Genomic DNA, 15,905 nt, shown 5'->3' with positions numbered 1-15,905 from the left:
GGGCCCCGCAGTATCTCGACGGCAGAGGGGGGCGGCAGACCGGGGTATTCCCTGATCAGGGCCTGACCCCTCATGCAGAGAAAAGGGACGCAGAAGTACCGGGTGTCAGACGCCGAGCCCGCGCACGCCCAGCACGCGCCAGGCCAACTTCGAGAGTTCGGCCACCACCTCGTCGGGCGAGAGGCGGCCATCGGGGCGGTACCAGCTGTAGAGAAAGCCGGGCAGGCTCAGCGCGGCAAATGCGGTGATCTTGGTCTCGGCGAAGTCGAGATCGCCATCGCGGCGCGCTTCCTCGAGCAGCGGAAAGAGCTGGTCGTAGAAGTGATGCGCCAGCTTCTTCTGCGCGGCGATGTACTCCGGGCGGTAGACCTGCGGCTCCTTGTAGGCGAAGAAGGCGCAGGGATGGTGCGTCACCGTCGCGCGAATCAGCCGTTCGATGCCTTCCTTGACCTTCTCTACCGCAGGGCGCGTGTCGCCGGCGGCGAAATCCATCGCCGTGAAGCAGTCGACGGCCGGCCGCCACGACAGGGTCTCGAAGATCTCCTGCTTGTCGCGGAAGTAGTAGTAGACGAAGGGCTTGGTGGCGCCGAGCGCGCGAACGATCTGCGCCATCGTCGTGTTGGCGTAGCCCTGGGCCGCGAAGAGCTGGGCCGCAGCCTGGAGGATGCGCTCGCGCTGCACGTCGGTGCCCGCGGTGGCAGTGCGCTGACGGCCCGTGCCCTGCGGCAGATCGCTTCTCCTGGAAGGCTCGTTGCCGCGCCAAGAGGGTTTGTGCGGTGTCGCCGAAGTCATACCCATGGGTAGGATTGTTGGTGCACCATGCGGCGAAGACAAGCGGCCAAGCCCTATCGATAACCCTGTAAGAGTGACGCCATGGAGACAACCCAGCTTCCCGAAGTCTGAGCGCATGATGAAGAAAGTCCTGATTGCCAATCGCGGCGAGATTGCCGTGCGCCTGGCGCGCGCACTCCGTGACCTCGGGATTGCGAGCGTTGCCGTCCACGCAAGAGATGATGCCTCTGCACTGCACGTGCAACTGGCCAATACGGCCGTCGCGCTGCAAGCCACCGGTCCCTCGGCGTATCTCCATGCGGCCGCGCTCATCACTGTCGCGCGCGAACACGGCTGCGATGCGGTGCATCCCGGCTACGGCTTTCTGAGCGAACGTGCGGATTTCGCGCAGGCTTGCGCCGATGCCGGCCTGCGATTCATCGGCCCGACACCCGAGCAACTCGCGCTGTTCGGCGACAAGGCGCGTGCGCGCGCGCTGGCCGTGCAATGCGACGTGCCGGTGATGCCCGGCAGCGCGGGCGCTGTGACGCTGGCCGAGGCGCAGGCGTTCTTCGCCGCACAGCAGGCCGAAGGTGCGGGCGTCATGGTCAAGGCCATCGGCGGCGGCGGCGGTCGCGGCATGCGCGCGGTGTCGAACGCTTCTGATCTGCCCGAGGCCCACGCGCGCTGCACGTCCGAGGCCAAGGCGGCCTTCGGGGTCGAGGGCGTGTATGTGGAGCGCCTGATGCGCAACGCGCGCCACATCGAAGTCCAGGTGCTGGGCGACGGTCATGCTGTGGCGAGCCTGGGTGAGCGCGAGTGCACGCTGCAGCGGCGTTTCCAGAAGCTGGTCGAGATCGCACCGAGCCCTTCGTTGTCCGAGATGCTGCGCGAGCGGGTCACGCAGGCTGCCTTGCGCATGGCGAAGGCGGTCAACTACCAGAGCCTGGGCACCTTCGAATTCCTGGTCGACGAGCATTCGACCACGCTGCCCTTCGTTTTCATCGAGGCCAACCCGCGATTGCAGGTGGAGCACACGGTGACGGAGGCGGTCACGGGACTCGACCTGGTGCAGCTTCAGATCGGTGTCGCGAATGGCCAGACGCTGGCGGACCTGGGCATCGATACGCAACGCACCGCTCCTCAGCGCGGCTTCGCGGTGCAGTGGCGCATCAACGCCGAGACGCTCGACGCGCAAGGCAATGCGCGTCCGTCTGGTGGCACGCTCGCGCGCTTCGACCTGCCGGCCGGGCCCGGCGTGCGTGTCGACTCGCACGGTTACGCGGGACTGGCCCCTTCGCCGCACTACGACACATTGCTGGCCAAGCTGATCGTCCATTCATCATCGCCGCGCTTCGCGGACGTGGTGCGGCGTTCGCTGCGCGCGCTCGAGGAATGTCATATCGACGGCATCTCGACCAATCTCGCCTTGCTGCGAGCGATCGGCCTTCGGCCCGAGTTCGAGACGCAAGCGGTGCACACGCGCTTTGTCGAGACGCACCTTGCCGATCTCCTGGCGGCAGGCGCGCATATCGGCGCCGCGTCGTCGAAGGGTGCTCGACCCGCCACGACGCGAAGCGAAGCGGAGGCAACGCCGCAGGACGATGACGACGCCCTCGTCGTGAAGGCGCCGATGCCCGCGAAGCTTGTGCAACTCGAAGTGGATGTCGGCGACATCGTCCCGGCCGGCGCGCAACTCGGCGTGCTCGAGGCGATGAAGATGGAGCACCTCCTGCACGCGCCGTTCGCAGGGCGTGTCGTTGCATTGCTGGCGCAGCCCGGCGAGTATCTTGTCGAAGGTCAGTCGCTGGTCGAGCTCGAGGCCGTGGATGCGCACGCGGTCGAAGCCGAAGCCCATGCCGAACGCGATCTCGGCGAGATCCGGCCGGACCTGCAGAAGGTGATCGACCGCCACGCGCCCACGCTCGACGCCAACCGCGCCGCTGCAGTCGCCAAGCGTCACGCCCAGGGTGGCCGCACCGCGCGCGCCAACATCGCCGACCTGTGCGAACTGGCCGACGACCCCGGCAACTTCACCGAATACGGCGCGCTCGCCATTGCGGCCCAGACGCGGCGCCGCACGCTGGAGGACCTGATCGCCAACACGCCGGCCGATGGCATGGTGACCGGCATCGGCAGCATCAACGCGAAGCAGTTCGGACCCGAGAAGTCGCGCTGCGTGGTCATGGCCTACGACTACACCGTGCTCGCCGGCACGCAGGGCATGCGCAATCATCACAAGACCGATCGCATGCTGGGCATCGCGCATCAACTGCAGTTGCCGGTGGTGCTGTTCGCCGAAGGCGGCGGCGGGCGGCCCGGCGACACCGACATGCCGATCGTCGCGGGCCTGAACAACCACACCTTCAGCCAGTTCGCCGCGCTGTCGGGCAAGGTGCCGGTGGTGGGCATCGTCCACGGTCGCTGCTTCGCCGGGAACGCGGCGCTGCTCGGGTGTGCCGACGTGATCATCGCGACCGAGGCGAGCAACATCGGGATGAGCGGTCCCGCCATGATCGAAGGTGGCGGCCTCGGCACCTTCGCGCCGGAGCAGATCGGGCCCAGCAGCGTGCAGTCGCGCAACGGCGTGATCGACATCCTCGTGAAGGACGAGGCGCATGCCGTCGCAGCCGCCAGGCAATATCTGTCGTACTTCCAGGGGGCTACGCGCGACTGGGAATGCGCCGACCAGCGAGCGTTGCGCCATGCCGTGCCCGAGAACCGTTTGCGCGTCTACGACGTGCGCGCCGCGATGCAAGGCGTCGTCGACAGCGGATCGATGCTGGAGTTGCGCGCCGGCTTCGGCGTCGGCATCGTGACTGCGCTGGCGCGAATCGAAGGCAAGCCGGTCGGGTTGCTCGCGAACAATCCGCATCACCTCGGCGGCGCAATCGATGTGGATGCCGCCGACAAGGCCGCCCGCTTCATGCAGCTTTGCAACGCGCACGGATTGCCGCTGGTCGCGCTGTGCGACACGCCAGGCTTCATGGTCGGCCCCGAGATCGAGGCGCAGGCACAGGTGCGGCATGTGTGCCGCATGTTCATGGTGGCTTCGCACCTGCGCGTTCCCTACTTTGCCGTGGTACTGCGCAAGGGCTACGGGCTCGGCGCGCAGGCGATGACAGCCGGTGGCTTCGATGCACCGGTCTTCACGGTGGCATGGCCCACGGGCGAGTTCGGTGCCATGGGGCTCGAAGGCGCGGTGCGCCTCGGCTTCCGCAAGGAACTCGAAGCGGCGGCCGAAGGCGCCGAGCGCGATGCCCTGTTCAAGAAGCTGGTCACGCAACAGTACGCGAACGGCGAGGCGATCCACATGGCCCAGACGCTGGAGATCGATGCGGTGATCGATCCCGCCGACACGCGCGGATGGCTGGTGCGAGGACTCGCTTCGGCAGCGGCGGTACAGCGACCGGCCACCGCGTACGTCGACACCTGGTAGGGCGGGGCACGAAGGGTCGACACAGCGCTACACAACACTTCGCTCGCGGCTTACAAGGAGTTCACATGGGTCGGGGAGGATGAAGCTTCCAACAACTCAAAGGAGTACCCATGAAAAAACTCGCAATCACCTTCGCGATGGGCGCTGCATCTCTCCTGTCGCTGGGCGCCGTGATGGTGCCGACCGCAGCGCAGGCGCAGGCCGTGGTCTCGGTACGTGTGGCGCCCCCGCCGCCGCGCTATGAGCATGTCCCGCCGCCGCGTCCGGGTTATGTGTGGGCGCCGGGTCACTACGAATGGAGTCATGGCCGCTATGTCTGGCGTGGTGGAAACTGGACGCACGCCCGAGAGGGCTACGCGTATCGCGCCCCGCAATGGCACGATCGCGGCGGCCATTGGGAATACCGGGCCGGCGGCTGGGACAACGATCACGACGGCGTGCCGAACCGGTACGACCGCAAGCCGAACAATCCCTCGCGCAGCTAAGACCTGAGATGCGCCGGGGTGCCTCGAAGCCGCCCCGGCGCTACCGGCGGATCATGAGGTTACAGCTTTTGACTGTTTCAGTTTCGCGAACGGAGCTGTTCAGATTGGCTAGGGTTTTTACCTAGATCTCGGCGCACAATTCACCCCACGGAACGGCATACCAAGTACGCAGTTCTGGGTGAACAGGCCACCGAGCGAGGTAGCCGCCCTCGGGGGCGACGCCCACCCAAGACCAGTTCGAATTCATCCTAAGCAAGTCAAAGGACATCGAAATGAAGACCTCGAAGATCATCGCAGCCGCCGCCCTCACGCTTCTCGCCGCCGTAGGCGCCCAAGCTGAGACATACGAAGGGGTGCATCCCCTGGTTTCCGCCAACAGCCGTGCCACCGTCAGGGCCGATGCCGTGATTGCTGCACACACCGAGAACCCCTATGCCGATGGTGCCGAGTCCGGTGTGCCAACCGTCATCGCCAGCTCGACCGGCCGCCCGACCATCCGCAGCCAGGCCATCGCCGCCGCCCACAGCGCCGACCCGTATGCGGAAGGCGCCAACGCCGGTCCGGCACCGACCATCGCCAGCACCGTCAACCGCAATTCAGTGCGTGCGGAAGCACGTGCCGCGGCACGCGGCGGCTCGCTGCCGCTGTAATCCCAGGCGTTGGGCTCAGAAAAGTTTGAAGACCAGAGGCATCAACAGGGCTGCAAGTACGACCTGCAGTCCGAGCGCGAGACCCGCGTAGGCGCCTGCATCGGCATTGACGTGCAACGCCCGAGCCGCGCCGATGCCGTGCGCCGCCGTGCCGAGTCCAAAGCCGCGCGCGGCATAGCCGGTGGCGTCGGTGCCGATGCGCAGCGCATCGAAGACATACTTGCCCGACAGCGCCCCGATCATGCCGGTGAGCACGGCGAACACGGCCGACAGTGCCGGAATGCCGCCGATCTTTTCTGCGATGCCCATCGCGACAGGCGCAGTGACCGACTTGGGTGCGAGCGACAGCACGACGTCGTGCGGCAACCCCAGCGCCCAGCCCAGCGCCACGGCGGATCCGCCCGCGGCCGCACCACCGAGCAGCGACGCGAGCAATAACCTGCCGAAGCGCGCACGCAACTCCGCACGCCGTTGCCACAGCGGCCATGCCAGCGCCACGACAGCCGGACCGAGAAGAAAGTGGATGAACTGGGCGCCAGCGAAGTAGGTCTGGTAGTCCACGCGCGTGAGCAGCAGTCCGCTCGCCAGCACGACCACGGACCACAGCACCGGGTTGGCCCACGGCGCGCCACCGGCCCGCGTATATGCCGCATTCGCAAGCAGGTACACGACCAGCGTGGCGGTCAGGCCGAACAGCGGGGTGGCTGAGAGATAGATCCAGAGTTCGACGAAACGCGGCATGCGGTCAGGCCTTCTTCTTGCGGTCGGGCCAGTAGAGCACCATCGCGGTGACGGCAAGACCGATCCATGTCGAGAGCGCGATGATCACCAGCATGCGCCCGCCGTACTGCCCGAGCAGCGTGAGGTGCGTCATCACGCCCACGCCGACCGGCACGAAGAGCAGCGAGAGATGGGTCAGCAGAAAGCTGGCGCATTCGGCTACGGGCGTTCGCACCACCTCGAAGCGAAGGCCGACCAGCATCAGCATCATTCCGAGCACCGGCCCTGGCAGTGGAAGCGACAGGCCGCGCGAGAGCAACTCGCCCACCGACTGGAACACCAAGAGCCAGGCCATGCCGCGCAAGCCGGTCATTGGCCCACCCCCAGGCTTGCTATCCATTGGCCCACCCCCAGGCTTGCCCACTTCGTGTGGCCGCCCACCCCCTGCGAGGGGGCGCCGCCTGCGGCCCGGCGAAGCCGGTTCCGCGACGGCCTTGGCAATAGCGTCGTCATCTCAGAAGCGGGGAAGGTCGGGGAAGGGCTGCACTTGACCGGCGCGGAATACCTGCTTGCCGTATTCCGCACAGCGTTGCAGCGTGGGGATAACCTTGCCGGGGTTCAACAGGCCCGCCGGGTCGAAGGCGCGCTTCACGCCGAACATCTGCTCGTTCTCGGCCGCGGTGAACTGTACGCACATGCTGTTGAGCTTTTCGACGCCTACGCCGTGCTCCCCGGACACCGTGCCGCCCATCGCGACACTGGTCTCGAGGATGTCCGCGCCGAACAGTTCGCAGCGGTGCAGTTCGTCCGGGTCGTTGGCGTCGAACAGCACCAGCGGATGCAGGTTGCCGTCGCCGGCGTGGAACACGTTGCAGCAGCGCAGGTTGTACTTCTTCTCCATCTCCTGGATGGCGAGCAGGATGTCGGCCAGGCGCTTGCGCGGGATGGTCGAGTCCAGGCACATGTAGTCGGGGCTGATGCGGCCCGATGCCGGAAAGGCGTTCTTGCGGCCGCTCCAGAACTTGAGGCGCTCGTCCTCGTTCTCGCTCACCGCGATGGCCGTCGCGCCGCAGCCGCGCAGCACGTCAGTCATGCGGCCGATCTCTTCCTCGACCTCCTCGGGCGTGCCGTCGGATTCGCACAGCAGGATCGCCGCGGCCTCGAGGTCGTAGCCTGCGCGGACGAAGTCCTCCACCGCGGCGGTCATCGGCTTGTCCATCATCTCCAGGCCCGCGGGGATGATGCCGGCGGCGATCACCGCCGCGACGGCGTCGCCCGCCTTTCGCACGTCGTCGAAGCTGGCCATGATGCAGCGCGCGAGTTGCGGCTTTGGCACGAGCTTGACGGTGACCTCGGTCGTCACCGCCAGCATGCCCTCGCTGCCGATCACGAGCGCGAGCAGGTCGAGGCCGGCGCAGTCGAGCGCCTCGCTGCCGAATTCGATCGGATCGCCCTCGGCGGTGAAGCCGCGCACGCGCAGCACGTTGTGAAGCGTCAGGCCGTACTTGAGGCAGTGCACACCGCCCGAGTTCTCGGCCACGTTGCCGCCGATGGTGCAGGCGATCTGGCTCGAAGGATCAGGCGCGTAATAGAGATTGAACGGCGCGGCGGCCTCACTGATGGCGAGGTTGCGCACGCCGCATTGCACGACCGCGGTGCGGCTGACCGGATCGACCTTGAGGATGCGATTGAACTTGGCGAGCGACAGTGTCACGCCGACCGCGTTCGGCATCGCGCCACCGGAAAGGCCGGTGCCCGCGCCGCGCGCCACGACCGGCACGCCGAGCGCGTGGCAGGCCTTGAGCACGGCCTGGGCCTGCGCCTCGTCTTCGGGCAGCGCGACCACCAAAGGCCTTTGTCGGTAGGCCGTGAGGCCATCGCATTCATAGGGCGTGGTGTCTTCGTGGTCGAACAGCACCGCATGCGATGGAAGCTTCGCCCGCAAGGCACTCACGACCCTGTCTTGCAGCGACTTGCGGGAGGGCGCTGCGACCGGGGGTTCGACCGTCTCAGTGTTCATTCCGCCATTGTGTACGTCCTGGTCGACGACGGCGCGGACCCGAATGGGAGAACACGCGAGCGGGCGTTCCCTAGCGGAAGACGACCGTCCGGTGCCCATTCAGCAGCACGCGGTGCTCGCTGTGCCACTTGACGGCGCGCGCCAGCACCTGGCTTTCGGTATCGCGGCCACGCGCGGTCAGGTCGTCGACGGTGTCGGTGTGGTCGGCACGCTCCACGTCCTGCTCGATGATCGGGCCCTCGTCGAGGTCGGCCGTCACGTAGTGGGCAGTGGCGCCGATCAGCTTCACGCCGCGGTCGTGCGCCTGGTAGTAGGGCTTGGCGCCCTTGAAGCTGGGCAGGAAGGAGTGGTGGATGTTGATCGCCCGGCCTGCCAGCCTGGTGCAGAGGTCGTTGCTCAGGATCTGCATGTAGCGCGCCAGCACCACCAGTTCGGCGCCCTCGGCCTCGATGATCTCGAGCTGCTTCGCCTCGCCCTGCGCCTTGGTCGCCGCCGTCACGGGGATGTGGTGGAAGGGCACGTTGTAGCTGGCCGCGAGCTGGTAGAAGTCGCGGTGATTCGAGATGATGGCGCGCACGTCGATGGCGAGCAGGCCGCTCTTCCAGCGGAACAGCAGGTCGTTGAGGCAGTGGCCTTCCTTGCTGACGAGAATGACGGTCTTCATCGGTTCGGCGGCAGCGTGCAGTTTCCAGCTCATGCCGAATTTCGAGGCCAGGTCCGCGATCTGCTCGCGCAACGAGGTCTCGCTCTGATCGCAGGCGAAGCGTACGCGCATGAAGAACAGGCCGGTGCCGTGATCGTTGTACTGCGCGGCTTCTTCGATGTTGCCGCCGCGCTCAAGCAGGAAGCCGGAAACGGCATGGACGATGCCGGTGCGATCGGGACAGGACAGGGTAAGGATGTACGCGGGATTCATAAGGGCGGCCATTGTCGCAGGCCCGACACTCGGCGTCGCCAGTGCCAAAATGACCATTTCCAGCAAGAACGAACCAGCAGGAGCGATTCATGGCCTACAACGATTTCAGCATGGACAACCAGTGGTTGCCTTTCACTCCCAATCGCCAGTTCAAGAAGGACCCGCGCGTCTTCGTGGCGGCGGACGGAATGGAATTCACCACGCACGACGGGCGCAAGGTGGTCGACGGCATCTCCTCGCTGTGGTGCGTCGGCGCGGGCCACAACCGCAAGCCGATCAACGAGGCCATCAAGAAGCAACTCGACACGCTTGACTACGCGACGGCTTTCCAGGTCAGCAACGACAAGGCGTTCAAGGCGGCGGAAATGATCGCGGCGATGGCGCCGGGCGATCTCAACAAGGTCCTGTTCTGCAATTCGGGCAGCGAGGCGGCCGACACCTCGATGAAGGTTGCGCTGGCCTACCACCGCGCGCGAGGCGAAGGCCATCGCAATCTCTTCATCGGCCGCGAGAAGGGTTACCACGGCGTCGGTTTCGGCGGCATGTCGGTGGGCGGCATTCCGGGCAACCGCAAGGTGTTCGGCTCGGCCTTCCTGCCACGCGTGGACCACATGCGCTTCATCCACGACCCGGTGAACCATGCCTACATCCACAACCAGGAGCCGGTGTGGGCCGAGGACCCGTTGGCCGATCTGGAGCAGCGCATCCTCCCGCTGCACGATCCGAGCAACGTGGCGGCGATCATCGTGGAGCCCATCGCGGGGTCCGCCGGCTGGTACGTGCCGCCCAAGGGCTACCTGCAGAAGCTGCGCGAGATCTGCGACAAGCACGGCATCCTGCTGATCTTCGACGAGGTCATCACCGGCTTCGGGCGCATGGGCACGAACTTCGCGTCGGACTACTACGGCGTGGTGCCCGACATGCTCAACTTCGCCAAGTGCGTGACCAACGGCGTGATTCCGCTGGGCGGCGTGATCTGCCGCGACAAGCTCTACGACGAGATGATGAAGACGTCGGCGCCGGAGCACGTGGTCGAGTTCTTCCACGGCTACACCTATTCGGGCCATCCGGTGGCGTGCGCGGCTGCGATCGCGACGCTGGAGCTGTTCCAGAAGGAGCAGCTCTTCTCGCGTGCCGGCGAGATGGGCAAGGTGCTGGGCGATGCGTTCCACAGCACGTTCAAGGGCCTGCCGAATGTCATCGGCATCCGCAGCCTGGGGCTGGCGGCGGCGGTCGAACTCGCGCCGATCGCGGGTTCACCGGGCAAGCGCGCCTACGACATCTTCCTGGACTGCTATCACAAGGGCGCGCTGGTCCGCCCCGCTGGCGACGTGCTCGTGATCGCGCCACCGTACATCGTCGAGAAGTCGCACATCGACACGCTGGTCAATACGCTGGCGGATTCGATCAAGAAGTTTTCGGCTTGAAGATTGAAACCCCCACGCTCGGCACTGCGTGTCCTCGCGGCCCCCCGAGGGGGCCGCGTCAGCCTTGGGGGCGGCCCGGCGGCTTGACGTCGGCGCAGTAGTCCTTCTCGGGCACCGCCGGGGTTGCCCACACGACGTCGAAGGCGCTGTCGTCGGCGTCCGGCGGTCCGGCCCGCATCCGCACCACCTTCACTGAAACGTCGGTAGGCAGTTGCTGGGGCACGCCTAACAGCTTGTTGCTGTGGCCGGCCCCGCTGACCAGCAGCACAGTCTTGCCCGGCTGTTTCGCCTTGACGACGGCTTGGGCCATCGCACGGTCGCGAGCGATCTGGATGCGTGTCATCGGGATGATCTGCGATTCCGGCAGCAGGTTGCAGTGGCCGCTGCGCACGGCCTCGCGCTGGGTGGCTCGAGCGTCCTCGCTCAATTGCGCGTCCAGCGATACATCGGCCATCGCATCCTTCATGTGGGCTCGCTGCAGATTGGCGCCGACCACCGGCACGCCGACGCGGACGGCGGCCATCACCACCGGCCCGTAGGCGGCCCAGGGCCAGCCCTTGTCGTTCCAGCTCAGCGCCGTCTGGACCTGCGCCTCGGTCGCATCGGCCGGTAAATGCGCAGTGCTGTTGCCTTCCTCCGCCATCTCGATGGCCACTGCAGCCAATCGTCCACGTGCGGCAAGCGCTTCGACCGTTTCGCGTTCGATCACCTGGTGTTCCGCCGCGTCGTGCTGTTCGCCCACCAGCAAGGCGTCGACCGGCAACAGGACGGCGACGCGACGGTCGATCGGAGCGTCGGCGGCAGGCACCAAACCGGTGCAGCCGGCAATGATTGCGACGCCGAGCGTCGAGGCCAGGCAGGAAAGCGTGGAAGATCGTCGAAGTGGCATGCGGCCATACTAATGCCCCGGCCCGAGCGGTCTCGTCGCCGCCCATCCCGCTTTTTCCGCCTGTCCGTGTCCCTCCGTTTTCCGGTTCGTGTCGTTGCCACGCTGTTGCTCGCGCTCGTGGCCGCCGGCATTTGCCTTGTCCTCCACACGCCGCTGCCTTGGATGATCGGTCCTTTGCTGGCCGTTTCCATCGCTTCGATCGCCGGCGTGCCGACCGCGAGCCACACGCCGCTGCGCAATGCGGGGCAATGGACCATCGGCGTCGCACTGGGTCTTTACTTCACGCCGCAGGTTGTCGCACTGGTGGCAAGCGTGTGGTGGGCAATCGCGCTTGCCATCACCTGGGCCCTGGTGGCGGGCTGGGCTTTCGGACGATGGCTTCATCGGCTGCATCTGGCACGCATGCCTCACGTTCCGGCGCGTTCTCTGAGAGCCACTACTTACTTCTCTGGCGCCATCGGCGGGGCGTCGGAGATGACCTTGCTGGCCGAGCGCGCGGGCGCCCGGACGGATCTGGTGGCTGCCGCGCACAGCCTGCGGGTGGTGCTGGTGACGATCCTGGTCCCGTTCGCCATGCAGTGGAGCGGCATGCACGGCCTCGAAGTCAACGCTTCGAGCGTGCGCGAGGTGCATTGGGGCGGGCTCGCATTGTTGGCGATCGCCACGGGCATCGGCGGTCTCGCCATGCATGCGACGGGCCGCACCAACCCGTGGTTCTTGGGGCCGATGCTGGTGGCGATGGGTTTCACGATCGCGGGGCTGCAGCTTTCGGGGGTTCCCTCATGGCTGTCGAATGCCGCTCAATTGGTGATCGCGGTGAGCCTCGGGGCTCGATTCAGTCGGGAGTTCCTGCACACGGCGCCGCGCTGGCTGGCGACGGTGGCGATCGGGACATTGGGGTTGATCGCGCTGTGCGGCGCCTTCGCTTGGGGCCTGGCGCTGGTGACCGGCCTGCATCCGGCCACGATGATGCTGGGGACTTCACCGGGCGGGATTGCCGAGATGTCGATCACCGCGAAGGTGCTTCAACTCGGCGTGCCGGTCGTGACTGTGTTCCAGGTTTGCCGCCTGGTGGCGGTGCTGATGATTGTCGGGCCGCTGTACGGCTGGTTGGTTCGCAGGGAGGAGCGCGACGCTCAGTGAACCAGCACGGGGGTGTGCGCCAGCTCGGCGTACCCTTCGAGGGTGTCCTCGACCTCTTCCTGGGTCGGAGTGTTGAGTTGCCAGGCGGCAATCTGCTGCTGGAAAAGCTCGGCCCACGAACCATCGAGGTAGACCTCCTTGCCCGAACGCTTGTCGACGATCTCGAAGCCGTGGCGCGCGAGCACTGGCAGGTGAGGCGCCACCGGCGCTTCGCCTTCTGTCGGCTGCACGTGCACGACGACGAACGAGTCGGAGTCGTAGAGCATTTGCATTTCGGGTCCTGTAAGGATGTCGATGGCGTTCATGGTGGTTAGATAGCAATCAACGCGCCAGTTTCAATACTGATCGTTGCGTTGTAGGCACTCGCCTGTATTTTTTTGTGTCCCGGCCCTAGTTCGACGGGCGCAGGGGCTCCTGCGCGCGAAGTTGCATGTCCGCGAAATCGCCGCCGGGCTGGGTGAGCTTCAGGCGCACCGGGAGGTAGCCCAGTTCGGGGGCAAGCCAGACTTCCACCTTGTCGTCGAAAGGCAGGCGCGGATTGCGAGTGAGTTTTCGCACCATGAAATCCCCGGCGGGCACCGTCAGCTGCTCTTCTCCGCTGACGCTGAAGGTCCAGATTTCGGCGCTGCGGGGTCCGACGGTCTGGACTGCGATCACCGACCCAGGCGGATAGCGGGGCGGATCCCCGGCCAGCATGGCGCTGAGTTGCATCAGGACGCTGAGCTGATCCTGGGCGCCCGCCAGGAGCGTCTCGCTCGGCGCGTTGCTGCTGAAGACGACCTTTCCCTGGTCGCGCACGAAATGCGAGGCCACTTCGGGTTTGTTGCGCCGCTTGTCCATGTAGCGCAACGGTTCGATGCCCGTCTTGCCGATCGCGCCGGTGCTCTGCCAGCCGCGGATGGTCGCGAACAGGAATTTGAGCGTCAGCCGGGCGTCGTAATGCTCCCCGTCGTGCAACCAGAGCAGTTCGCCGAAGACGCCGGACATCGGTGTCGCGCCCACCTGGGCGGTCGCGGCGAGGGACAGGCGCACGGAGCCGGGAATGCGCAGCGGCACCGAGCCGGGCATGTTGGCCGCGGAATCGTCAGTCGCAGGTGCCGCCGGTGCGGCAACGGAGCCTTCTCCGGAGCCGGCTGCCGTCGTTCCGCTGTCGGGCGCCTCCGCGTTGCCGGCATCGATGGCGTTCTGCGCGAAGAGGTCCGGTGCCGGCGAATCAGGGGATGCCGGGGCTTCGGGCTCTGCCGCCGGCGCCGCAGGGCGAGGAGGGGTGGGCGGACGCGGACGCACGGGCTTCGGCGGTGGCTTGGCCTCCGTCACGGGTGCCGGCGCCGGTGGCGCCGCGGCGGGTGGCGGCGCGATGACGATGGTTCGCGTGACGAACTTGCTCTCGAGCGGCGACGGCTTCTGCCCCACCAAGACCGGCGTGACCCCCAGCAAGGCCAGATGCGCCACTGCGACGACCACCGTCAGCACCGCCAGCGCCCGCCAGGGCAGGCGCGGCGTGTCGGATGGGGTGGAGAAGGCAGGCGTCGACATCTGGGATGGTGGATCAGGCGCCGCCCGCGAGGTTCACCTCGGTACACTGCCGCCCGTCCAACCAGTTTAGTAGCGATGCCGCGCCGGCATCGGCCGCCACCATGAAACTCGCCACCCTCAAAGATGGTTCGCGCGACGGCCAGCTCGTCGTCGTCTCCCATGACCTTGCCAGCGCGCATTACGCCACCGGCATCGCCAGCCGCATGCAGCAGGTGCTCGACGACTGGGGCTTCATGAGCCCGCAACTGCAGGACCTGTACGACGCGCTCAACGGGGGCCGGGCCCGCCACGCCTTTCCGTTCGACCCGGTGCAGTGCATGGCGCCGCTGCCGCGCGCCTACCAGTGGGCCGACGGCTCGGCCTATATCAACCACGTCGAACTGGTGCGCAAGGCGCGCAACGCCGAGGTCCCCGACAGCTTCTACAACGACCCGCTGATGTACCAGGGCGGCAGCGACGACTTCATCGGCCCCTGCGACCCGGTGGTGGTCGCCAGCGAAGCCTTCGGCATCGACTTCGAGGCCGAGATCGCCGTCGTCACCGGCGACGTGAAGATGGGCGCCACGCCCGCGCAGGCGCTGGACGGCATCCGGCTCGTGATGCTCGCCAACGACGTGAGCCTGCGCAACCTGATCCCGGCGGAGCTGGCCAAGGGCTTCGGCTTCTTCCAGAGCAAGCCCGCGACGGCATTCAGTCCGGTCGCGGTCACGATCGATGAACTGGGCGATGCCTGGCAGGGCGGCCGGGTGCACTTGACGCTGCAAAGCACCTGGAACGGCCGCAAGGTCGGCATGTGCGATGCAGGTGACGAGATGACCTTCCACTTCGGCCAGCTCGTCGCGCATATCGCCAGGACGCGCAACGTGCGCGCCGGCAGCATCGTCGGCAGTGGCACGGTGAGCAACAAAGGCTTCGAGCGTGAGGGCCGGATGGAATGGCCCAAGGGCTACAGCTGCATCGCCGAAAAGCGCTGCATCGAGACCATCCAGGATGGCCAGCCGAGCACGGAGTTCATGAAGTATGGCGACACCATCCGGATCGAGATGAAAGGGAAGGATGGGCACTCGATCTTTGGCGCGATCGATCAGGAAGTGGTGGCGCCCGGGGTGGTCAAGTAGCGCTACGCGCTGACGCCGCGCAGGAGGTCCTTGAGGCTTCCGATCCCCAACCTCCGAAACGCCCGGTACTGATGCGTCCGTACCGTGGTGAGCTCGATGCCGATCTCTCGCGCCGCCTCCTTCGCGGTCATGCCGGCCAGCAGATGGCCGATCACCTCGCGTTCGCGCAGGCTCAGGCCGAGCAGGCGCGATGCCAGGGAAGGCTCCACGGCCTCGCGTGCCGCCAGCGAGATGCGGCCATGCGCGGCGGTTGCGTCCGCCAACAGTGCGGCGTGCGCTTCCAGCAATGCGAATTCCGGTGGCCCGAAATCAGGCTGCGCGAGGCTGCGATAGAAGCTCACGGCCGCGCGCTGGCCGCTCGGCAGCAGCAGCAATACGGAGGCGCGCTCGCGGATGCCGACGTCGCCGTAGCAGGCTGCGCGGTACGCGGGGTCGGCCACTTCCTCTGCATGCTGGTGGCCCAGCCAGAGCTGCGCACGCTTCGGCAACTGGCGACCGGCCAGCCATGCCATGTTCGGGTCGAGCAGGTCGAAGCGCTGGGCGACATAGCGTTCGGCAGTGCGCTCCGCCGTGTTGCCGTAGGTGCTGGCCGCCGACACCGTCTCGATGCGGCCCGTCGCGCTCACCGCGAAGACGGTGCAGAAGGTCACCGGCAGCACCCGATGCATGGCTGTGAGATAGCTGGCTGCAAGGTGCGTGGTGCCGACGCCGGCCAGCACGTCACTGACCAACGGCATTGCGACGGCGCGCTCGGCCGCCCTGATGGGCCAGCGCTTCATTGAAATCCTAGG

General features: G+C 66.6%; 15 protein-coding genes. 6 read left to right on the top strand and 9 right to left on the bottom strand.

The genetic code is table 11. The features are described from left to right. Positions 1–105: 105 nt before the first annotated feature. Positions 106–798 (bottom strand): TetR/AcrR family transcriptional regulator, encoded by a 693-nt coding sequence (locus AC1D3B_RS16210; RefSeq protein ID WP_478191682.1) that lies wholly within the window; start codon positions 796–798, stop codon positions 106–108. 109 nt (positions 799–907) lie between these two features. Here AC1D3B_RS16210 and AC1D3B_RS16205 point away from each other — a divergent pair, with 109 nt between their 5' ends. The 3 genes from AC1D3B_RS16205 to AC1D3B_RS16195 all read left to right on the top strand — a co-directional run bounded on the left by AC1D3B_RS16205 (position 908) and on the right by AC1D3B_RS16195 (position 5,345). Further along, on the top strand, positions 908–4,210 hold the full coding sequence (locus tag AC1D3B_RS16205; protein ID WP_478191681.1) for a carboxyl transferase domain-containing protein: 3,303 nt from the start codon (positions 908–910) through the stop codon (positions 4,208–4,210). Between the two features lie 110 nt (positions 4,211–4,320). Next, positions 4,321–4,695 (top strand): YXWGXW repeat-containing protein, encoded by a 375-nt coding sequence (locus AC1D3B_RS16200; protein ID WP_478191680.1) that lies wholly within the window; start codon positions 4,321–4,323, stop codon positions 4,693–4,695. Between the two features lie 272 nt (positions 4,696–4,967). Further along, the gene (locus tag AC1D3B_RS16195; RefSeq protein WP_478191679.1) at positions 4,968–5,345 is read left to right on the top strand and encodes a helicase SNF2; all 378 of its coding nucleotides are present in this window, start codon (positions 4,968–4,970) and stop codon (positions 5,343–5,345) included. A gap of 15 nt (positions 5,346–5,360) precedes the next feature. Here the strand turns inward: AC1D3B_RS16195 and AC1D3B_RS16190 are convergent, their stop codons facing one another. The 4 genes from AC1D3B_RS16190 to purU form a co-directional block, all read right to left on the bottom strand. Beyond that, a complete protein-coding gene (locus AC1D3B_RS16190) occupies positions 5,361–6,086 on the bottom strand; it encodes an LrgB family protein (RefSeq protein ID WP_478191678.1) in 726 nt (241 codons plus the stop codon). A 4-nt stretch (positions 6,087–6,090) separates the two neighbouring features. After that, positions 6,091–6,438 carry a CidA/LrgA family protein gene (locus AC1D3B_RS16185; RefSeq protein ID WP_478191677.1) on the bottom strand — a complete coding sequence of 116 codons (348 nt, stop codon included), beginning with the start codon at positions 6,436–6,438 and terminating at the stop codon, positions 6,091–6,093. A 141-nt stretch (positions 6,439–6,579) separates the two neighbouring features. Then, a complete protein-coding gene (locus tag AC1D3B_RS16180; protein ID WP_478191676.1) occupies positions 6,580–8,085 on the bottom strand; it encodes an FAD-linked oxidase C-terminal domain-containing protein in 1,506 nt (501 codons plus the stop codon). A 70-nt stretch (positions 8,086–8,155) separates the two neighbouring features. Further along, the gene (gene purU, locus AC1D3B_RS16175) at positions 8,156–9,001 is read right to left on the bottom strand and encodes a formyltetrahydrofolate deformylase (protein WP_478191675.1); all 846 of its coding nucleotides are present in this window, start codon (positions 8,999–9,001) and stop codon (positions 8,156–8,158) included. An 89-nt stretch (positions 9,002–9,090) separates the two neighbouring features. Here purU and aptA point away from each other — a divergent pair, with 89 nt between their 5' ends. Continuing rightward, the gene (gene aptA, locus AC1D3B_RS16170; RefSeq protein WP_478191674.1) at positions 9,091–10,428 is read left to right on the top strand and encodes an omega-aminotransferase AptA; all 1,338 of its coding nucleotides are present in this window, start codon (positions 9,091–9,093) and stop codon (positions 10,426–10,428) included. Positions 10,429–10,486: 58 nt separating this feature from the next. Here aptA and AC1D3B_RS16165 read toward each other — a convergent pair whose 3' ends face one another. Further along, positions 10,487–11,317, bottom strand: a complete 831-nt coding sequence (locus tag AC1D3B_RS16165) for a ChaN family lipoprotein (protein WP_478191673.1) — start codon at positions 11,315–11,317, stop codon at positions 10,487–10,489. Positions 11,318–11,383: 66 nt separating this feature from the next. On the opposite strand from AC1D3B_RS16165, the gene AC1D3B_RS16160 reads away from it, so the two are divergent. Further along, positions 11,384–12,460: an AbrB family transcriptional regulator gene (locus AC1D3B_RS16160; RefSeq protein ID WP_478191672.1), complete on the top strand. Its 1,077-nt coding sequence runs from the start codon at positions 11,384–11,386 to the stop codon at positions 12,458–12,460. Here the strand turns inward: AC1D3B_RS16160 and AC1D3B_RS16155 are convergent. Both AC1D3B_RS16155 and AC1D3B_RS16150 read right to left on the bottom strand, forming a co-directional pair. Continuing rightward, positions 12,454–12,732 carry a BTH_I0359 family protein gene (locus AC1D3B_RS16155; RefSeq protein WP_028250861.1) on the bottom strand — a complete coding sequence of 93 codons (279 nt, stop codon included), beginning with the start codon at positions 12,730–12,732 and terminating at the stop codon, positions 12,454–12,456. The two genes, AC1D3B_RS16160 and AC1D3B_RS16155, sit on opposite strands and share 7 nt — an antisense overlap. Positions 12,733–12,850: 118 nt before the next feature. Further along, positions 12,851–13,996 carry a DUF3108 domain-containing protein gene (locus AC1D3B_RS16150; protein ID WP_478191671.1) on the bottom strand — a complete coding sequence of 382 codons (1,146 nt, stop codon included), beginning with the start codon at positions 13,994–13,996 and terminating at the stop codon, positions 12,851–12,853. A gap of 101 nt (positions 13,997–14,097) precedes the next feature. Between AC1D3B_RS16150 and AC1D3B_RS16145 the strand changes: the two genes are divergently transcribed. Further along, positions 14,098–15,114 (top strand): fumarylacetoacetate hydrolase family protein, encoded by a 1,017-nt coding sequence (locus AC1D3B_RS16145; protein ID WP_478191804.1) that lies wholly within the window; start codon positions 14,098–14,100, stop codon positions 15,112–15,114. A gap of 2 nt (positions 15,115–15,116) precedes the next feature. Here the strand turns inward: AC1D3B_RS16145 and AC1D3B_RS16140 are convergent, their stop codons facing one another. Beyond that, entirely contained in the window at positions 15,117–15,893 is a 777-nt protein-coding gene (locus AC1D3B_RS16140) for a LuxR C-terminal-related transcriptional regulator (protein ID WP_478191670.1), read from the bottom strand. Positions 15,894–15,905: the final 12 nt, after the last annotated feature.

It is taken from the genome of Variovorax sp. P5_A3 (assembly GCF_056400665.1).
The sequence above is the reverse complement of the archived record's forward strand: the minus strand, read 5'-3'. Positions and strand labels throughout refer to the sequence as shown.

Bases quoted from the DNA above. Each gene is read 5' to 3' on its own strand.
- AC1D3B_RS16150 (WP_478191671.1), bottom strand. From the start codon at position 13,996: ATGTCGACGCCTGCCTTCTCCACCCCATCCGACACGCCGCGCCTGCCC.
- AC1D3B_RS16195 (WP_478191679.1), top strand. From the start codon at position 4,968: ATGAAGACCTCGAAGATCATCGCAGCCGCCGCCCTCACGCTTCTCGCC.
- AC1D3B_RS16185 (WP_478191677.1), bottom strand. From the start codon at position 6,438: ATGACCGGCTTGCGCGGCATGGCCTGGCTCTTGGTGTTCCAGTCGGTG.
- AC1D3B_RS16210 (WP_478191682.1), bottom strand. From the start codon at position 798: ATGGGTATGACTTCGGCGACACCGCACAAACCCTCTTGGCGCGGCAAC.
- AC1D3B_RS16180 (WP_478191676.1), bottom strand. From the start codon at position 8,085: ATGAACACTGAGACGGTCGAACCCCCGGTCGCAGCGCCCTCCCGCAAG.
- purU (WP_478191675.1), bottom strand. From the start codon at position 9,001: ATGAATCCCGCGTACATCCTTACCCTGTCCTGTCCCGATCGCACCGGC.
- AC1D3B_RS16140 (WP_478191670.1), bottom strand. From the start codon at position 15,893: ATGAAGCGCTGGCCCATCAGGGCGGCCGAGCGCGCCGTCGCAATGCCG.
- AC1D3B_RS16200 (WP_478191680.1), top strand. From the start codon at position 4,321: ATGAAAAAACTCGCAATCACCTTCGCGATGGGCGCTGCATCTCTCCTG.
- AC1D3B_RS16165 (WP_478191673.1), bottom strand. From the start codon at position 11,317: ATGCCACTTCGACGATCTTCCACGCTTTCCTGCCTGGCCTCGACGCTC.
- AC1D3B_RS16205 (WP_478191681.1), top strand. From the start codon at position 908: ATGATGAAGAAAGTCCTGATTGCCAATCGCGGCGAGATTGCCGTGCGC.
- aptA (WP_478191674.1), top strand. From the start codon at position 9,091: ATGGCCTACAACGATTTCAGCATGGACAACCAGTGGTTGCCTTTCACT.
- AC1D3B_RS16145 (WP_478191804.1), top strand. From the start codon at position 14,098: ATGAAACTCGCCACCCTCAAAGATGGTTCGCGCGACGGCCAGCTCGTC.
- AC1D3B_RS16190 (WP_478191678.1), bottom strand. From the start codon at position 6,086: ATGCCGCGTTTCGTCGAACTCTGGATCTATCTCTCAGCCACCCCGCTG.
- AC1D3B_RS16155 (WP_028250861.1), bottom strand. From the start codon at position 12,732: ATGCAAATGCTCTACGACTCCGACTCGTTCGTCGTCGTGCACGTGCAG.